Here is a 17,974-nt window from a genome sequence, read left to right as displayed (position 1 = left end):
GTATTCCCGCGTACACATTTCTGGCCTTGGTGATTCACATTGGGTGAAACCACCTTGCATTGTGGACGTAGGGGCTTCTTTAGGCGTGCTAGTGCATGCGCTGAGCGCGAATAAAGCTAATAAGAAGACGCTAAAACGAGACAATTGCTTGTTTAGATTATTGCGTCCCTTCAATAAAACCATCTGTCACCCCAGTTAATTGCTTTGCATGAGTAATAGGAGCCTCAGCTTAACGGTCTGCGCGCGCTTGCTCAAGATAGATGTTTTGCTACGCAGCTCTTCAATGAACTCCTCTGTAGAATAACTGTCATAGCCTTACACTATCAGTGGCATTCTAAATTAATATTTTAGATATGGATGTGCCTTTGTTAAGCTGGTCAACAAGGTTTAGTTACAAACATTAAGCTATCAAACCACCAAAGGGAGAATGTGTATGAAAGCTATCGATATTGGTATTAACGAAGCGAATCGTGAACAGATTGCCGGCGGGTTAAAGGTATTACTTGCAGATTCCTATACGCTCTATCTGCAAACTCATAATTTCCACTGGAATGTGACCGGCCCGCGTTTTCGCGATCTCCACCTGATGTTTGAAGAGCATTACACCGAGTTAGCGCTCGCGGTAGATGATATTGCTGAGCGTATCCGTACCCTGGACGTCGCGGCGCCTGGAACCTATAAAGAATTTGCTCGCCTCAGTTCGATTGAAGAATTTGACGGCGTGCCAGATGCCGATGCGATGGTGGACATCCTCACCAAAGGTCATGAGCAAGTAGTGAAGAGTTGCCGTACCGTATTGAAGGTGGCGCAAGAGGCTGACGACGAATCTACCGCTTCGCTAGTGTCCGACCGTATGCGAATTCATGAGAAGACTGCGTGGATGCTGCGCGCGATTAATAAATAGTTGTACCATCGTTCTGGAATGCGGCGGCTACTTAGTTGCCGCATTCTTCTTTCTAGCAAACCTCCTATCAATAAAGTGCCCCGTGTAACATCGCGATAATCCCTGCGTCTACTTTTTAGCCGTTTTTAACATTGGCTTATACATATTCGATAACGGCAAATTAACACGCGGGATCAGATTATGAACAAGGCGCTAAATTTTACTGCGTTCGGACTGTTGATAAGTGCTTTGATTGTCGCTTTCCCGCTGCAGGCCTTAGAGTTGCAAAGCCAGCGCGAAGCGGTAACGACAATTGAGCTGTACACCTCCGAAGGTTGCAGTAGCTGCCCACGTGCAGATGCTTGGTTGTCGTCACTTAGCAAGGATTCAGCTATTTTTTCGCGAGTTATACCTCTCGCATTTCATGTCGACTATTGGAACCAGCTTGGCTGGCGAGATCGCTTTTCAGAGGCAGCGTTTTCCTCGCGTCAACGGGCTTTGAGCCGCGCTAATATCGTGTCACAGGTGTATACGCCGGGCTTTGTTGTTAATAATCGAGAGTGGCGGGCGTGGTTTAGTCGAGGCCGCCTTGTTACCGCCGATCAATTACCAAGCTCCAATAATGAGGTGGGCGTGTTGGCGGTGCGCTGGCCCGAGTATACCAAGCCTCTTTCGCTCAGCTTTGCGCCTATCAAAGAGGATGCTTCCAGTTTCCAGTTGCACGTCGCTATTATCGGCATGGGTTTAGAGACTCAAGTTCGTCGGGGTGAAAACCGCGGCCGGCTGCTGAAACATGACTTTGTTGTGCTGTCCCACGCTGAATATCCTTTTGGCGCCGCTTCTCATGGCAAGCATTTAACTAAAAACCTGGCGGCTCCAGATATCCCCGATGAGGGACAGAAAAGATCTGTTTTAGTGGTTTGGGTTTCAGAAGGTGATTCACCTGCAATAGTGCAAGCGGTAGCAGGATATTTGTAGGGCCTACTTAAAAATTAATCTGGCATTAGTAAGGAACACTATTTCATTGCCAGTGTCTCGCCATACTCTCAACAACATCGGCTTAAATGACTCTCTAAATGGCAGTATAGCGTTGGCTAAGGAGCCCATATCGAAGCGACAATGTCACCAATACTCATTTTAGTGTGTATGGGCGCATTCATCATGTTTCTGCTAGCTTGTTAACCACGGTAGCGCGAGGCGCAATGGTTCATCGGTCTTGTGTAAAATCTGTTTACTCGTCATTGTGATCCATTTGGCGTCACTCTCTGTATCAAATGGAGTGCGAGAGCATCGATTTTATGGCTAGTAGTCTTAAAGACATATGCGCTTTAGTAAAGAGGGTATGGCCTTAAAATGGCGTCCAAAGACTAAAGGTCTAAGATCTTATCCTTGCAAATAAGTAGGCCTATTAAGAGGTGGTAATGCTAAAGAAAGTCGTGTTTTTAAGCTTGATTGCGCTCCTTGTAGTCGCATTTTTTGGCTTCGGTTTCGATCATTACCTCAGTTTAGACGGGGTCAAACAACTACAAATCGACCTCGCGACATGGCGTGCTGAGCGGCCTGTGATTTTGGCGGTAATATTGTTTTTCTCCTATATCGTGATAACCGCATTGTCCCTACCTGGGGCCGCTGTGATGACATTGCTGGTGGGTGGTATCTTCGGTCTAGCGTGGGGCGTTTTGATTGCCTCGTTCGCATCGAGTATCGGTGCTACGCTCGCCTTTATTATGACTCGCTACGTGTTGCGAGATTCAGTGCAACGCCGCTTTTCCAGTCGACTAAAGGCTATTAACGACGGGGTCGCCCGCGACGGTAGTTTCTATCTTTTTAGTCTTCGTCTGGTGCCGGTATTCCCCTTTTTCCTAATTAATATGTTGATGGCCTTAACGTCTATCAAACTGAGGCAATTTTACTGGGTTAGTCAGCTTGGTATGTTGCCGGGGACCTTGGTTTATGTGAATGCGGGCAGTCAGCTTAGTGAGTTATCGAGTTTATCGGGAATATTGTCGCCCTCATTATTGTTCTCCTTTGTACTCCTTGGCGTGTTCCCTTTGCTTGCGAAAAAGAGTTTGGGCTGGCTTGCTGCGAGAAAGAAAAATAGCCAGTGGTCGCGTCCTCAAAAATTTGACCGTAACTTAATTGTTATTGGTGGCGGAGCCGCAGGATTGGTTAGCGCCTATATCGCGGCGGCAGTAAAGGCGAAAGTGACCTTGGTCGAAGCCCACAAGATGGGTGGCGATTGTTTGAACTATGGTTGTGTGCCGAGTAAAGCCTTGATTAAAACCGCCAAACTTGCTGCGCAGCAGCGACATGGTGAGCGCTATGGTCTTGGGGCGACTCAGCCTCACATCGACTTTCGACGCATTATGGCGCGGGTAAATGACATAATCGCAAAAATTGAGCCTCATGATAGCGTAGCGCGCTATACCGAACTTGGTGTTGAGGTGTTGCAAGGTTATGCGCGACTAATTGACCCTTGGACTGTGGAAATAGCCTTGAATGACGGAGGTGTGCAGCGCTTAACATCACGGGCTATAGTTATAGCCGCGGGTGCTGAACCGGTGGTGCCGCCATTGCCTGGGCTCGACGCGGTGGGATACGTAACGAGCGACACATTGTGGGAGTCGCTGGCGGAGAGTGAAAAACCACCTGCTCGCTTGCTGGTGTTGGGGGGTGGGCCAATTGGTTGTGAGTTATCACAGAGCTTTGCAAGGCTGGGTTCTGAGGTTACCCAACTTGAAATGCTTCCCCGCATTATGATGCGTGATGATGAAGATGTATCGGCGGCGGCAGCGCAGTCACTGAAGGACGACGGCGTAAAAATTCTCACTAGCACTAAGGCGATTCGCTGTGAGCGGGATGGCGAGCAAAAACGTATCATTGTGTGCGACGAGGCGGGGAGCGAGCGGGCGATCGAGTTTGATGTCCTGTTGTGTGCGGTAGGCCGCAAGCCGCGAACCAAAGGTTATGGCTTAGCGGATATAGGCTGCGACATTGAAAGCTTAAAAGGTAATGAGTATTTAGAAACCAGCTACCCCCATATTTTATTAGCTGGCGATGTTGTCGGGCCCTATCAATTTACACATATGGCCGCGCACCAAGCGTGGTATGCAGCGGTGAATGCCTTGTTTGGCAGCTTTAAGAAATTTAAAGTCGACTATTCCCTCGTTCCCCGTGTCACGTATGTTGACCCCGAAGTGGCCAGCGTAGGCCTCAATGAATTGGAGGCTAATGAGCGGGGGATTAGTTACGAAGTAACACGATATGGTATTGATGATCTTGATCGGGCAATCTGTGACAGCCAAGCTGAAGGCTTTATCAAGGTCCTCACGGCACCAAAAAGCGACCGGATTCTGGGTGTTACCATTGTAGGCGCGCAGGCAGGAGAATTATTGGCCGAGTATGTTCTGGCGATGAAGAATGGTATCGGCCTGAAGAAAATTCTGGGCACAATTCACAGCTATCCGAGTATGTCGGAAGCAAATAAGTATGTAGCTGGTGAGTGGCAAAAAGCGCATACCCCGCAGTGGGCTTTGCGCTACTTAGTTAGGTTTCATGCATGGCGAAGAGGTTAGTAAGATGGTTTTTCATAAAACAATAAAAATATTACAAGGTTTTTTGGTTGGCGTATTTCTATTGTCTCTGGCAATGCCGTCATTTGCGGCGGATTTTTCTCATCGAGCTTGGGATGACTTACTGCAACGGCATGTCCGTGTGATAAACGACGGTCAGGCTTCACAAGTAGATTACGCCGCAATGATGAATGACCGCAAAACGCTGCAAGCGTATTTGGCGAGTTTGTCGGCAGTTACCCAGCCTGCATTCGACGGTTGGCCAAAGGACCAGCAGTTAGCGTTTTTAATTAATGCCTATAATGCTTGGACGGTTGAATTCGTGCTAACCAGTTACCCCGATATTGAATCCATCAAGGATCTCGGATCTTTTTTTGGGTCGCCCTGGAAAAAAGAGTTTATAAATCTATTGGGCGAGACCCGCAGTCTCGACAATATTGAACACACACTTATTCGCGGTTCGGGCCTATACAATGAGCCGCGCATTCATTTTGCTGTGAATTGCGCGAGTATTGGCTGCCCCGCGTTATTGAACCGCGCGTATACTGCGGCGCAACTAAACAGGCAATTAGAATACGTTACTCGTAAATTCTTAAGTGATCGCACTCGAAATTATTTCCTTAACGCGGAGCTGCATGTATCACCCATTTTTAATTGGTATAAAGCAGACTTTGAAAAGGGCTGGGGTGGCGCGAATTCGGTGTCGGAATTTTTAGGGCTCTATACTGATGCTTTAGGTTTGGGCGAGACTGGTGTTGTCGTGATTGTTAATGGTAAACCAGCATCTCAACATTTACGGGAAGGCAGCTTAGGTATTAGCTACACCGATTACGATTGGGATTTAAATGACGTTCGTCAGTGAGATTTTTTCCTGTGGTCGTATAAGTAAATGAGTATACCGCCTGAAAATTCACTTCCTGTATTGTCCGTGGTCATTCCAGTGCTAAATGAGGCCGCAGTGTTGCCAAGCTTATTGGCGACACTGAAACGGCAACTTGCTTGCGTCAATTTTGTTGTTGAGGTGATATTTGTCGATGGTGCTAGTGTTGATAACTCCGCAGAACTAATTAGAGCGCAGGGGTATTCCTGCGTGCATAGTGAGCGCGGGCGGGCGCAGCAAATGAATGCCGGTGCAGCTCAGGCTTCAGCAGGAAAAATCATATTTTTGCACGCTGACAGTGACCTTGCCGATGGCGGTTTAAATGCGGTAGTTGCCGCGCTGGATACTAAACATTGGGGACGCTTTGATGTTCGTATTTCCGGCGACGCAATGATGTTTTTCGTGATTGCCTTTTGCATGAACTGGCGCTCTCGACTTAGTGGTATTGCAACCGGTGATCAGGGGATATTTGTTCGGCGGGCTAGTTTTGAAAAGGCTGGCGGCTTTCCGAATCAGGCGTTGATGGAAGATATCGCCTTGTCGGTGAGGCTTCGGAAACTATCATCTCCAGCGTGTTTGAAATTAAAAGTATGCACCTCTGGTCGTCGCTGGCAGCAGCGAGGAATATGGCGAACAATCTTTTTAATGTGGCGTTTGCGGTTTACATATTGGCTGGGCGCGTCGCCTCAAAAACTGGCGAAACGCTATGAATAATACACTGCCAAGTAAGAAGATCTGTGTTCAGCTTATGGCTAAGGCGCCGGTAGCGGGTTTGGCGAAAACACGTTTAATTCCCGTCTTGGGCGAAGTTGGTGCCGCGGCTTTGGCCAAAAAAATGCTTGATAAAATTTTGAGCGATTGTTCAAGTCTGATAGAAAACCGTGAGTGGTATTTTGAATGTACGCTGTGGATGACGCCTGCGCCGGAATCACCCAGTTGGCAGAGTATAAAAATTCCAAATGGCATTCAGCAGTCTTCACAGTATGGCGATGATCTCGGTGAGCGGATGGCACATGCGGTGGAGCAAGGGCTTACTGCCGATTCCTGTGCAGTGATTATTATTGGCAGTGACTGCCCCGAAATAAATCCATCGGTCTTGATCTGGGCGGCGACCGTCTTGCGAGATCACGACGCTTGCATGGTCCCCTGCGCGGATGGCGGCTATGCCTTACTTGGATTGCGTAACTATGAGCCACGACTGTTCGTTGATATTCCATGGAGTAGCGAACACGTTGCGGATTTAACTCGGCGACGTTTGATTGAGTGTGGTATGAGCTATGTCGAAGCGGCGCTGGTTCGCGATATAGATGTCGCGGCTGATCTTGCTTATCTACCTTCAGCTTGGCCAGAGTCTAGACTTGCAATGCCTATTAGGACGGAAAAATGAATGCACAGGGTCGCTTAATCTCCCGTTTTTTAGATGAGCTGCCGGCGGGGAAGCTTGAGTGGATTGGAGTGCGTCCCGAGCGCAAAGTGCCGATGGTCTCGCTGGCGAAAACGATTGCGATTGCTGACTGGGGTTTGCAGGGTGACCGCCGGCTAGATGGCAGCAAAGGGTCGGCTCGGCAAGTGAGTATAATCAGCGTCGAGTTTATTCGCGCTATTGCCGACAACTTGGGGCGTGAACATATTCCAGTCGATATTTTAAGAAGAAATTTGCTGGTGTCGGGTATTAACCTAAACGCTCTGCGGCATCAGTATTTTAAGATAGGCGATGCAGTATTTCAGGCAACAGCGCAATGTCACCCCTGTTCCCGAATGGAAGCGTGCTTAGGTAAGGGGGGCTTGGTAGCGATGTTGGGCTACGGTGGTTTGTGCGCTAAAATTTTAGAGTCTGGTGAGATTAAATGCGGCGATGAGTTAGTGTATATGCCACCAGATCAATATCAAGAGCGGCAGCTCAGCTTGTATTAGTGTTTGACCGCTGCGGCGCTAGTTCATTTGTCGATGGAAGAAGGCCCATATTTCGGCGGGGCCATTGATCTCCTTGCTAGTTGCGCCAAGGATGCGTGGAAATCTAAAGTAGGGTTGCGGAATAGTGTGTCCACCGCCGGTCACCGTATACAGCATAATTTCTGCGTGTTGATTGTCTCGCCATGCAATGTATTTTGTTGCAGTGGGGTCGTTGTGTTGGCTATTCAAAAAATATTTGGTTTCGCTCGGCGCTCCGTGATACCCCGCAGTGCGGGCGAAATGTTCAGCGCTGGCGATGGACGACAATACATCGCCACGGTCACCGAAGCCGAATAGCGTTACTCGGCCGCCATGATAGGGGTTTATCGGATCGTCGGTGCCATTCATTACTAACACCGGAACGGCTACGCCCTTGTCGAAGCAGTCCAGATTGCTTGCGCTGGGTAAATTGGCGCTGATTGCCGCTATGCCGCCAATGTCGTTTGGGTTCTCTAATGCAAATCGAAAGCCCAAATGCCCGCCGTTTGAGAATCCCGCCATAAAGGACTTGGTAGAATTGCTGCCAAAGCGATGTTCAAAATGGCTCATAAGCGTTTTGATAAATTTAATATCGTCTATGTTTTCTGTCCGCGCGGGATAGTTGGCCGTCTTGCGGCAATCATTCCAATTATTTTTATATCCTGCGGGGTATACCAATATAAACTTGTGTTGATCGGCAAGTTGTTCGAATTGGTATGCGGTATATCCGCTGATGTCGTCAATGCTTTGTAATGACCCGTGTAGCATGAAGACGAGGGCAGGTTGATCCGGTAAATTATTTGGTAGATAAAATGAATAGCTGCGCTGGATGTCGTCGATCTCTATTGTGTCACTGCGGAATTCGCCATTAAGAGCGGGGCGAGATACAGCGGGACTGTATCCATAATAAGCTAGCAGCAAAGCAATGCTGGCTATGATGCTAAGAGGAATGCTTATAATGCCAGAGCGTTTACGCATGATAGGTTTCTTTATTATTGAACGCAGTCAGAGGAAAAAATAAAATCGTGTGAAGGCCTCTTAATAGTAATACTCCAAACCTATCTCGACATAGCTATCTCTTCGCAAGGAGTAGATCGGGTCTAGGCTGTCATCGCTGTGAAAGTGATATAACTCTGCGGTAACTCTAGTGCTATCGCCAATTCGGGTACTGGCTTCCATAAACGCGGATCGACTGTCTTGATCGTCAACATCTTGGCTGTAGCCAAACAAAATTTCACTTGAGGCGATGTCATTTAAACTGAGCCTGCCGCCAACAAAGATATCGTTTTGAAAGGGGCTGGCGTTCAGGCGTGGCCTGGAATCATAGGAATATTCTAATAACAATCCTAAATCCCAAAACAAGCTATTGATACCCGTTAAGGTATATTCAAATCCAGCGGTACTGGCAGCGTAATTGTCGGCCAAGGAATGTCCAATACTGCGCCGATAAATGGCTTCTAATTTCCATAGCCAGTCACCGCTAACATATTGAGCATCAATACCACTTTGCTCAATAAGCGCATAGTAGGGAATGAGAGCAGTGCCCGCAGCTGTGGCTCGCGGCAGGTAAAGTGGCTCACGGGATGTGCCATTAAACCATGACAGGCCAACATTCCAGTCGCCAAGATAGTGACTCCAGCGCAAGGCGTAGTCGATGTGCTCCTCTTTTTTGTCAGACTGATATTGCTCGGCATCGTTTAGCGTAATGGGTATCGAGCGCAGCCGGCCTTCCTTACCCGCAAACTCGCGCTCGCGGAATGTCGGTAAGACAAAAACATCCACCACTCCCCAGTCTTGGATGCTGGCGTAGTGAATCATGGGCTGGCCTAATTTATCTTCGCCGTCCGGTGCTTCAATAAAATCCGTTTGATTAATGATGTCGACCAGGTGTTGAGATTCCGTTACACCCCAGAAAATAGTATTCACGCCGACAGTTAGCTCCCAGCTGTTGCCGACGTGCTGCCAATAAAATTCGCGGAGGTCGGCGTGACTGCGCTCGTCGTCTTGGCTGTCGTAGCGGTAGAAGGCCTTGATATTAAAGCTGTCGTCACCGTCATTCCATTGCTGGTACCACTCGGGGGCGAGAACGCCAGACAGGGTTTCGGAACCCTGCGCAGGGTCAACGGCGGTGCTTGGAAAGGCGCGCGCCTGCACGCCGACATAACCAAGAAATTCCGCGTGGCTTAGCGACGCGATGAGACTCGCCAACATGGCGCCCGCATATAGATTTACATTATTCATTGAGGTCTGTCTTACCGCGCGCGTTTGAGGCTATTTTCAGTGAAGTCTTGCTCGTCTAAGCCGCTGCGGAATTGATAGTTGCGCAAGAATACCTCGGTGCTTTTGCCGTTGCGCTCATTCACCATGGTCTGCTTTGCTGGTCGCCAGAATTTGTCTAGGTGCAGTTGGTAGTCGCTCAGAGTTAAAGTCTTTAACACGCTCTCTTTGCGATCATAGAATTCAATTTTTAGAGCGCGATAGTGGGTTTGATCTATCCACACTATCTCGCGGCTGTAGCCTGAGTATTTGTCGCGGGGAATGATTTCGACTACATAACACAGCTCTCCGTTTACCTCTTCGTCACGTAGCCAGCGGTAGTCGTATTCCTCCACTTCAAAGGAGCTAAGGTCTTCGTAGGAAAACTCGCTGCCCATAAACGGCCCAGATTTGTTCTTAGAAGCGATACGTTTAACGCGCTTTAATGCGGGCAAATACAGCCATTGGTCGTCGTCGGCATTGTTATGAGTAAAGCTCAGAAAAGCGGTGCCTTTGACGTCGTTGGGGCTGTCAAAGATGGTCATCGACTTGTCGCCGTCATCTTGTACTTCTAGGGATAAAATGCGCATTTCCCGACGGGTTTCCCGCCCGCCGCGACTGTGCAGCACCATTTCCATTTCCGCGCTGCTGTCTACCCAGCCGCGATCTCGGCTTTTCATTTCTTTGGCTATCGCTAAGCCTTTGTCTTGCGCGTCATCGGCGATGAGCAAGGGCGAAATTATCAAGCTCAGCGAGAATAGAATGCTCGCGGTTAACCTTTTTATTATCACGCTCGGGGCTCCAGGGGGGCTTAAGGTTAAATCTAATGTTTATTGTTTATGCGCACCAAGTTAAAGCATAATTACCTGATAAATCAAATATTCTTGGCGGCCAGCCCTGTGTTCGAGGGAAGGGCGTGGCGCTTTGTGGTTTGTCACTGAACACTGATTTACATCATCAACAATAATCATAATAGGGAGCGCGAGCACCAATGGCGGCAACAGAGAATAAATTTGTAGATCGCGTAGACGCCGTGTTTGGTGGTGTTGCCAGTTGGGCGGTTAATCATCGCGTCATCGTCTTGCTGTTGTCTCTGCTGATGCTGGGTGGAGGTATCTATTTTGCTGGCAAAGTACAGAGCGATAATAGCCTAGACGCCTACTTTGACAAAAGCGATCCGGTGTATCTGTCTTACACCGAATACTTAGATGAGTTTTTATCAGATGAAGTGACTTACATCATTTACCGTGTGCCAGGCCGTCCGCACGGGCCTTTTAATTACGAGGCCATGGGCCAGATCGCCCAGTTAGCACAGGCCTTTGAGGATGAAGTGCCCTATGTGCGCGACGTGATTAGCTTGCCCACGGTGGAATTTATTCGCGCCGATGGTGATTCAATCAACGTTGATGAATTGATGCTGGATTTCCCGGCAGACCAAGACGCCTTGTTAAAACTGCGGGATGAAGTGCTAAGTCGTCCCCTTTATGTCGACTATCTTATTAACGAGAAAGCAGATTACGCAGCCATTATTTTAGAAATGGAGCGCAGCAGCGTCGACCCGCTGGAAGAAATTATTTACGACGAGGCCAAGGGTAATCAGTTAGAAAACCTCTATCCTCAGGTCAGTGATAATAAGCTGCGCGAGATTATGGCGCGCCCAGAGTACGCCGGTATTGATTTCTTTATTACCGGCGATGTGCCGATGAACTCGGCCTACAATCACGTGTTCATGGAAGATTCTGCGATTGGCACTGTCGTCACCTTAGTCGTTTTGGCGGTGTTGTCCTTTATACTTTTTCGAGTGAGTTTGCTCGGCCTGTTTGGGCCGCTAGCGGTGGTGCTACTTAGCATTGTGATGGTACTGGGTATGATGGGCGCCTTTGGTTGGGTGTTGGGGCTGTTTTTTGGCATTGTGCCTACCTTGCTGTGTGCGGTGGGCGTGGCGCAATCTGTCCATATTTTATTAGAGTTTCAGCGCGCCTATGCACAAACCGGTGACCGCAAACTTTCGGTAAAAGCGGCGATATCTAAAGTGGGTGGCGCCTGTTTACTGGCGTCGGTCACCACCGCGGTTGGCTTTCTGGTAATGACCGTTTCGCAGTTAAAAGTCCTCAGCGAAATGGCGCTGTATGCAGCCTCGGGGGTGATGTTTACCTTTATATTGTCGATGACCTTGTTGGTGGTCGCCCTGGCATCGGGTAAGTCGACGCCGGTAAAAGCAGATAAAAAAACGCGGCCTGTAGTGCAGCCACCGATACTTTGGCTTGTTGAACGCTGCATATCACTTAATTTGAATCATCCCAAGGCGCTGCTATCTGCCGGCACTGTCGTGCTTGTTTTTTTTCTGGCGGGCTTGAGCCAAGTAAAAGTCGATTTTAACTTCCTTGAAGATTTTAAGCCTAGCGTTGAATGGCGCCAGCACACCGAACTAGCAGAGAGTGTGATGGGCGGCATATTAAACGTGACTTATATTATCGACACAGAAGAGGCGGAAGGGGTTAAAGACCCAGAGATATTGCGCGCGATTGATCGTATTCAACAATTTGCCGAGGCGCAGCCCCTCGTCAGAAAGACATACTCTGTGGTCGATATTCAAAAAGATCTTAATCGCAGTTTTCACGGCGATGATCCAGCCTGGTATCGTCTACCCGAAGATCGAAATCTCGCGGCGCAATATTTCCTGGTTTACGAAATTTCCGGTGGTGAAGAGCTACAGGAGTTTGTGGGACAAAATTACAGTCGCACCGTGCTGGAAATGCGCGTTGAAATGAGCGGCTCCGCTGCCATTACGGAATTGCTGGCGACAATAGACGACTATATTGCTGAAAATCCAATCCCTAACGCCACGGTCCGCAAAACCGGTATTGGCTTAATGTGGGTAAAAATGGGGGAGTATATTGCCGATACCCAGTTGATTGGCTACAGCCTAATATTTGTCATGGTGGCTGGCTTTTTGTGCTTGGCGTTTGGCTCAATAAAGGTTGGGCTGCTGTCCATGATTCCAAATTTAGCTCCGGTGGTTGTGGTGCTGGGGTTAATGGGGTGGTTGGGTATTCACCTCGACTATATGAAGTTGCTCTTAGCTACCATCGCGATAGGTATCGCGGTGGATGACACCTTGCACCTTGTTATTCGATTCCGGCGCTGCTTTATGAGCTGCGGTAATTACCGTGTCGCCTTAGCGGACTCTATGCGAGACGTAGGCCCAGCGCTTGTGATTACAACTATCATTCTGCTAGGAGCCTTCTCGTGCTATTTGCTTTCACAGCTCGCGATTATTTCAAGCTTCGGCATATTGCTGAGCGTTGCTATTAGTGTCGCACTGCTGGCAGACATGTTGTTTATGCCTGCCCTGTTGATGATCACCAAGCCATTTGGTCCTGAGTTTACTCCTGCGAGCAATACTGGCTCGTAGGCTTGAATCAAAAAAAGCGCTGAGGTGGATTGCTAGCGTAATACGACTTGGGCGTATTTTGATTCGTCTTATAATTGGCGCAGTTGTCACAATAGCGGACGGTTAGTGAAAATGGCGATGTCTGTATTTGGTGCCATAATTAAAAGCCCACCAATACGAGTGAGGGCGTAGTCATGCCGTATTCCCAAGCATTAAGTACAACTCATATCCCCTGGAATAAAGGCTGCTTAATCGGACAGAAACCGCCCCTTAAACTGCAAGAGGTATGGGCGATTAGGTACCATCTCGAACAAAAGCATAAGTTAGCTCAACTCGCAATGTTCAATCTTGCCATTGATAGTAAATTGAGAAGCTGTGACGTCGTGCGCTTGCGAGTAAGTGATGTAAAACAAGGGTCGATGATTTTAACCAGAAGTCAGGTAATACAGCGTAAAACTGGGCAGCCGGTGCGATTTGAGATAACTGAAAAAACTCGGAAAGCGTTATCTGTCTTGATTAGTGATAAACAGCTTGATCAAAGCGATTACCTGTTTAAAGGGCGAATTTCTTCTTCAGAACACTTATCTACTCGCCAGTATTCTAGAATAGTACATCGGTGGGTTTCGATGATCGGACTTGATAGCACGGCATACGGGACTCATTCGATTAGGCGTACTAAGGCTACCCGAATATACAGGCGTACACGCAATCTTCGTGCAGTTCAGTTACTACTTGGTCATTCTAAGCTGGATAGTACAGTGCGGTATTTAGGTATAGAGCTCGACGACGCATTGGAAATAGCGGAGCAAACAGAGGTGTAAACTTGCCGGGCATTTAGGTGCGGCAGAGTGTTCCTAGTCCATGCGGGTCAGCGACGCTTGATATTATACGGCAGGGCCGTATAATGAGCGACATATGATTTTTATAGAAGCCAGCACTTTTACCAAGCTACTGCCGAAATACCTCAGTGATGAGGAGTATCAGGCATTGCAGACTTATCTTATGCAAAAGCCAGATGCTGGCGATCTTGTTAGAGGCTCCGGTGGTGTCAGAAAGGTACGTTGGGCCCTGGACGGCGGGGGTAAAAGTGGCGGTGTTCGAGTTATCTATTACTGGAAGACACAGGATCATGAAATATGGATGCTTACGATTTATAGTAAATCGGAGCGAGCCACGATTCCGAGCCATGTGTTAAAACAAATCGCGGAGGCGATCGATCATGACTAAACGAGATATTGGCCTAGAAATATTGGACGGTATTCGCGAAATCCGTGCACATAAAAGGGGTGACGGCCGGTTAAAAGTTACCGAGTTGTCCGAGCCATCACCGCCGCAAGTGATACGCTCCCAGCTAAGAATGTCGCAATCGACTTTTGCTGGGATGCTTGGAGTTAGCATGCGTACTTTGCAGGATTGGGAGCAAGGTCGCCGCGTGCCTCAAGGCCCTGCGGTGGCTTTACTACGTATTGCAGAGCAACACCCAGATATCTTTACCCAATTGCATTAATTCCCTTTAGGTAAAGGCTGGGCTGTCACAATACCGGTCTGGGGTTAAGCGCTCCAAACACTGCTATTCAAAAGTGGTCAGCCGTAGATTTCGCCATAAGTAGACCAAGCGGTCCAGATCGCAGGCAGCCCTATGCTTTCAAGAGCCGAGTGGGCCCGCGATCATTGAGCCGGCTAAATACTGGTAATTAATGTTTAACGGTAGAATGTTTTAACCATAATTTGGCCAAAACGGTCATTTTATGGGTGAATCGACACGTTACCCCCGTAAAATAGTTACGCATCGTGCTAAGTCGCTGCTGCGGGAGTGGGGCTAAGATTAGCGGGCGGGGCCGCGGGTGACCTCGGCAAAACCGGGTGCGTCTGGACGTTTGCGAGCACTGACTTGGCGGGGATCAATTGGCTCACCGCAGTCTGGGCAGCAAAGAATCGGCTGAATGTCGTGACCACAAGATTGATGCTGGCGCAGAATCGGTGGCCCAGCGGCATCGGAATAGTATTTGTCGCCCCAGTTAAGCAGGGTCGAAATTACCGGGTACAGGTCGCGACCCTTTTCAGTTAGGCGGTATTCATAACGCGCTGGATTGCTTTGGTAAGCGCGGCGCTCCAATACACTGTGCGCCTCCAGTTTTTTCAAGCGCTGGGTCAATGTTGTGCGTGACACCTGTAGACGTGTCTGCAGATCCTCAAAGCGCCGTACCCCCAGAAAGCAGTCACTAAGAATCACAAGCGTCCAGCGATCGCCTAGAACGACCGAGCTGCGTGCAACTGAACATTGCTGTGCGCCGAGCTCTTCCCATTGCATTTAATTTGCCTCTAATAATCGCGCATATTTCTGGGTTGTTCGCCACAAAGTATATACAAAGTCCATTTTTTGTACTAACTTTAATCAATAAGTCCAGTTTTTGGACTGACTAATAAAGTCACAAGAATATTTGCTTTTGGAGAGTGCCATGCCTGCCCCCGTCCCCTTTGACCCAAGTGCGATAGCCAATGCCAAGCATAAGCTGCGTCCCGCTAAGGACGGTGTCACCGTTAAGCGCACTATCTGCGCGACCTGCGACATCGCCTGTAGCGTGGTGACAGAAAGTAAGCAGGGCAGAGTCGTTAAAGTGCGCTCTTCAGATAACCCCATCTTTCGCGACAATATTTGCATGAAAGGCATTATTGCGCCCAAAGCCTTTGCCCACCCAGACCGTATTTTGCACCCCATGAAACGGGTCGGTGAACGCGGTTCCGGCAAGTGGGAGCGGGTCAGCTGGGACGAGGCCATGAGCGATATTGGCCAGCGGCTGAAAAAAGTAATTGATGAACACGGCCCCGAGGCGTGGGCGGTATCGACCAGTCAGTGGAATACCGCCACAGATCACGGTCTTGGCCGTCGAATCATGAACCATATTGGCTCGCCAAACTGGATCAGTGGTGTTGCCCTGTGTGCAGGTAATACTGCAGCCATTAACAGGCTAACCTATGGCTGGTTCCCGATGGGTGATTTTAATAACACCAATTGCATCGTACTCATGGGGCACAATCCCCGGCGCCACAGCTGGACACCGCTGTATAACTATATTCGCTCGGCGCAGCAGCGCGGCGCCAAGCTAATTGTGTGTGATCCACGCAAGAGCTCGAGCGCAGAGCGCGCCGATATTTGGTTGCCCTTAAAAGCGGGCAGCGACGCCGCCATGATGTTTGGCTGGTTAAAAGTTATTTTTGATGAAGGTCTGTATGACAAAGATTTTGTGGCCAACTGGACGGTGGGCTTTGAAGAATTGCGTAAGCGTGTAGATGAGTTTCCCTTAGATCGCGTCGCCAAGCTTACGGGTTGTGAGCCAGAGATGATCGCTAAGGCGGCGCGCATGTATGCGAACGCCGGCCCGTCGATTATTCCCTGGACGCCAATCACCGACATGCAGCGCAATAGTACCTCGGCGATTCGTCTGCAAGGTATTTTGCGCGCCGTGTGCGGCTACATCGATGTTGCCGGTGGTGAAACCCTGCAGGGTTTTCATCCCGACGTGGTGCCGGAATCGACCATTGAAATGCACGAAGTTTTGTCTGAAGCACAAAAGGCCAAACAGCTCGGCGCTGATACTCACCCCGCATTTACTTACCGTGGGCAGGCGGCATTGCGCGAGCCACTTAAGCGGGTGTGGGGCCATGAGTATGCTAATCAGGTAACCGGGTGTTATATGGCCAATCCGTCGGCTACCTTCCGGGCCATGGCCGGTGAGGGCAGTTATCCGGTTAAGGCATTTTTTGCGCTGGGGAATAACACCGTAATGAGCTACGCCAATATGCCGCTCATTATTAAAGCCATGATGAATCAGGATCTCATCGTTGCCCACGAGCACCATATGACCCCAACCGCGCAGCTAGCCGATTATGTATTGCCTGGCGACAGTTGGCTGGAACGACCTTGGTTAACCGATGCCTTTGGCTGGATGTCGGCTTACCGTCCTTCAGAACAGTCGATGGAGCCTCCCGGCGAGGCGCTGAGTACCTGGGAGTTCTGGAAACGCATCGCCAATGCCTTGGGTAGACCGGAGTTGGTGCCGTGGGCGTCGCTGACCGATTTCTATGATGACCGCTTGCAGGCAACCGGTATGAGCTTTAAAGAGTTGTCGGAAACCACCGAAATTTATTTCGATATGCCGGAGTTTCGCAAGTACTTAAAAACCGGCTTTGCCACGCCGAGCGGCAAGGTGGAATTAAAGTCCTCTATTCTCGAAGACCTTGGCTTTGATCCGCTGCCTTACTTTCGTGAAGATCCACCAGTCGACCCAAATTACCCCCTGCAAATGTTTACCGGTGTACGTGAAGACGGCTATTTTCAAACTGCCCAACGGCAGGTGCCAGAAATGCGCCAGCGCGCTCCCGAGCCGATGATCTTTGTGAGCCCAGATACCGCAAAGGACTATCAGCTTCAAGAAAACGAGTGGGTCATTATTGAAAACCAAACAGGAAAAATTTCAGCGCAAGTCGCCATTAAAGAAGCCATGCCCAACGGCCTAGTGCGTGTACCCCACGGCTGGTGGAAGCCAGAAATGCAGAAGGGCGCCGGTCATCTGTCGGGTGCGCTGCAATACAGCGACGCGCAACTGTGTCGCGACGACGAAGATTATCTAGACCGTGAGCAGGGCATACCCCACCTAAAAGGCGTGCCCTGCCGTATTGTTAAAGACCCTACTGGGGGCGCCGCCAACCCAGCTCCCACAGAGGCCACATTATGAGCAAGCTCAGTAGAGCTGAGAGAAAGCGGGAGCGTGCAGCTAAGCTCCTTATCTGGCTGGCAGACCGCGCCTCCCGTAATCGATCATTGCTGGATCGTCTCTGCCGTTTGATCGTAGACCGCGTGTCTCGGCGTGCACCCCACGAAGACTTTATGCGTGACCCAATTGTCGACGGCAATGAGGGCTTTGATCCAGACGAGCTTGATCGCTACCAGCGGGGTGAGAGTGGTCATTAGGTTTGGAGCGCAGCGGAAAAGTAACGAAGTTGATTCAGGTGTTATGAATTAATGTGATTGAATCTAGTTGCTGTATCGCTCCATC

The 17,974-nt window shown here is 49.4% G+C and carries 17 protein-coding genes; 13 read left to right on the top strand and 4 right to left on the bottom strand.

Annotated elements, in window-relative coordinates; translation table 11 throughout:
• The first annotated feature begins 433 nt into the window (after window positions 1–433).
• From AAC007_RS05220 to AAC007_RS05190, 7 genes are all read left to right on the top strand, one after another.
• Window positions 434–904 carry a Dps family protein gene (locus AAC007_RS05220; RefSeq protein WP_219045074.1) on the top strand — a complete coding sequence of 157 codons (471 nt, stop codon included), beginning with the start codon at window positions 434–436 and terminating at the stop codon, window positions 902–904.
• A gap of 180 nt (window positions 905–1,084) precedes the next feature.
• Window positions 1,085–1,861 (top strand): DUF1223 domain-containing protein, encoded by a 777-nt coding sequence (locus AAC007_RS05215; protein WP_295877118.1) that lies wholly within the window; start codon window positions 1,085–1,087, stop codon window positions 1,859–1,861.
• Between the two features lie 443 nt (window positions 1,862–2,304).
• Complete coding sequence (locus AAC007_RS05210) at window positions 2,305–4,458, top strand: FAD-dependent oxidoreductase (protein WP_339675027.1); 2,154 nt, start codon at window positions 2,305–2,307, stop codon at window positions 4,456–4,458.
• Between the two features lie 4 nt (window positions 4,459–4,462).
• Window positions 4,463–5,317: a DUF547 domain-containing protein gene (locus AAC007_RS05205; protein ID WP_339675026.1), complete on the top strand. Its 855-nt coding sequence runs from the start codon at window positions 4,463–4,465 to the stop codon at window positions 5,315–5,317.
• 27 nt (window positions 5,318–5,344) lie between these two features.
• Window positions 5,345–6,049, top strand: a complete 705-nt coding sequence (locus AAC007_RS05200; RefSeq protein ID WP_339675024.1) for a TIGR04283 family arsenosugar biosynthesis glycosyltransferase — start codon at window positions 5,345–5,347, stop codon at window positions 6,047–6,049.
• Window positions 6,042–6,722, top strand: a complete 681-nt coding sequence (locus AAC007_RS05195) for a TIGR04282 family arsenosugar biosynthesis glycosyltransferase (RefSeq protein WP_339675022.1) — start codon at window positions 6,042–6,044, stop codon at window positions 6,720–6,722. The genes AAC007_RS05200 and AAC007_RS05195 overlap by 8 nt, the downstream gene beginning before the upstream one ends.
• Window positions 6,719–7,249 carry an MOSC domain-containing protein gene (locus tag AAC007_RS05190; RefSeq protein WP_339675020.1) on the top strand — a complete coding sequence of 177 codons (531 nt, stop codon included), beginning with the start codon at window positions 6,719–6,721 and terminating at the stop codon, window positions 7,247–7,249. The genes AAC007_RS05195 and AAC007_RS05190 overlap by 4 nt, the downstream gene beginning before the upstream one ends.
• An 18-nt stretch (window positions 7,250–7,267) precedes the next feature.
• Here AAC007_RS05190 and AAC007_RS05185 read toward each other — a convergent pair whose 3' ends face one another.
• The 3 genes from AAC007_RS05185 to AAC007_RS05175 are packed head-to-tail and all read right to left on the bottom strand — an operon-like array spanning window position 7,268 to window position 10,314.
• Window positions 7,268–8,245 (bottom strand): PHB depolymerase family esterase, encoded by a 978-nt coding sequence (locus tag AAC007_RS05185; RefSeq protein ID WP_339675019.1) that lies wholly within the window; start codon window positions 8,243–8,245, stop codon window positions 7,268–7,270.
• A gap of 60 nt (window positions 8,246–8,305) precedes the next feature.
• The gene (locus AAC007_RS05180) at window positions 8,306–9,508 is read right to left on the bottom strand and encodes a hypothetical protein (protein ID WP_339675017.1); all 1,203 of its coding nucleotides are present in this window, start codon (window positions 9,506–9,508) and stop codon (window positions 8,306–8,308) included.
• An 11-nt stretch (window positions 9,509–9,519) separates the two neighbouring features.
• On the bottom strand, window positions 9,520–10,314 hold the full coding sequence (locus tag AAC007_RS05175) for an outer membrane lipoprotein-sorting protein (protein WP_339675015.1): 795 nt from the start codon (window positions 10,312–10,314) through the stop codon (window positions 9,520–9,522).
• 200 nt (window positions 10,315–10,514) lie between these two features.
• Here AAC007_RS05175 and AAC007_RS05170 point away from each other — a divergent pair, with 200 nt between their 5' ends.
• The 4 genes from AAC007_RS05170 (at window position 10,515) to AAC007_RS05155 (ending at window position 14,424) form a co-directional block, all read left to right on the top strand.
• Window positions 10,515–12,938, top strand: a complete 2,424-nt coding sequence (locus tag AAC007_RS05170) for an MMPL family transporter (protein ID WP_339675012.1) — start codon at window positions 10,515–10,517, stop codon at window positions 12,936–12,938.
• A 173-nt stretch (window positions 12,939–13,111) separates the two neighbouring features.
• Window positions 13,112–13,738 (top strand): tyrosine-type recombinase/integrase, encoded by a 627-nt coding sequence (locus AAC007_RS05165; protein ID WP_339675009.1) that lies wholly within the window; start codon window positions 13,112–13,114, stop codon window positions 13,736–13,738.
• Between the two features lie 94 nt (window positions 13,739–13,832).
• A complete protein-coding gene (locus AAC007_RS05160; protein WP_301030344.1) occupies window positions 13,833–14,144 on the top strand; it encodes a type II toxin-antitoxin system RelE/ParE family toxin in 312 nt (103 codons plus the stop codon).
• Window positions 14,137–14,424 (top strand): helix-turn-helix domain-containing protein, encoded by a 288-nt coding sequence (locus tag AAC007_RS05155; RefSeq protein WP_339675004.1) that lies wholly within the window; start codon window positions 14,137–14,139, stop codon window positions 14,422–14,424. Before AAC007_RS05160 ends, AAC007_RS05155 begins: the two co-directional genes overlap by 8 nt.
• 318 nt (window positions 14,425–14,742) lie before the next feature.
• On the opposite strand, the gene AAC007_RS05150 is transcribed toward AAC007_RS05155, so the two are convergent.
• Window positions 14,743–15,228 (bottom strand): helix-turn-helix domain-containing protein, encoded by a 486-nt coding sequence (locus tag AAC007_RS05150; RefSeq protein ID WP_339675001.1) that lies wholly within the window; start codon window positions 15,226–15,228, stop codon window positions 14,743–14,745.
• A 148-nt stretch (window positions 15,229–15,376) separates the two neighbouring features.
• On the opposite strand from AAC007_RS05150, the gene AAC007_RS05145 reads away from it, so the two are divergent.
• Both AAC007_RS05145 and AAC007_RS05140 read left to right on the top strand, forming a co-directional pair.
• Complete coding sequence (locus tag AAC007_RS05145; RefSeq protein WP_339675000.1) at window positions 15,377–17,653, top strand: molybdopterin-dependent oxidoreductase; 2,277 nt, start codon at window positions 15,377–15,379, stop codon at window positions 17,651–17,653.
• Window positions 17,650–17,889 (top strand): hypothetical protein, encoded by a 240-nt coding sequence (locus tag AAC007_RS05140; protein WP_339674999.1) that lies wholly within the window; start codon window positions 17,650–17,652, stop codon window positions 17,887–17,889. Before AAC007_RS05145 ends, AAC007_RS05140 begins: the two co-directional genes overlap by 4 nt.
• The last annotated feature ends 85 nt before the right edge of the window (window positions 17,890–17,974 follow it).

This window comes from uncultured Zhongshania sp., assembly GCF_963975605.1.
GTDB lineage: Bacteria > Pseudomonadota > Gammaproteobacteria > Pseudomonadales > Spongiibacteraceae > Spongiibacter > Spongiibacter aquimaris.
Note: the sequence above shows the minus strand (reverse complement) of the source record. Positions and strands in the feature narration are given on the sequence as shown.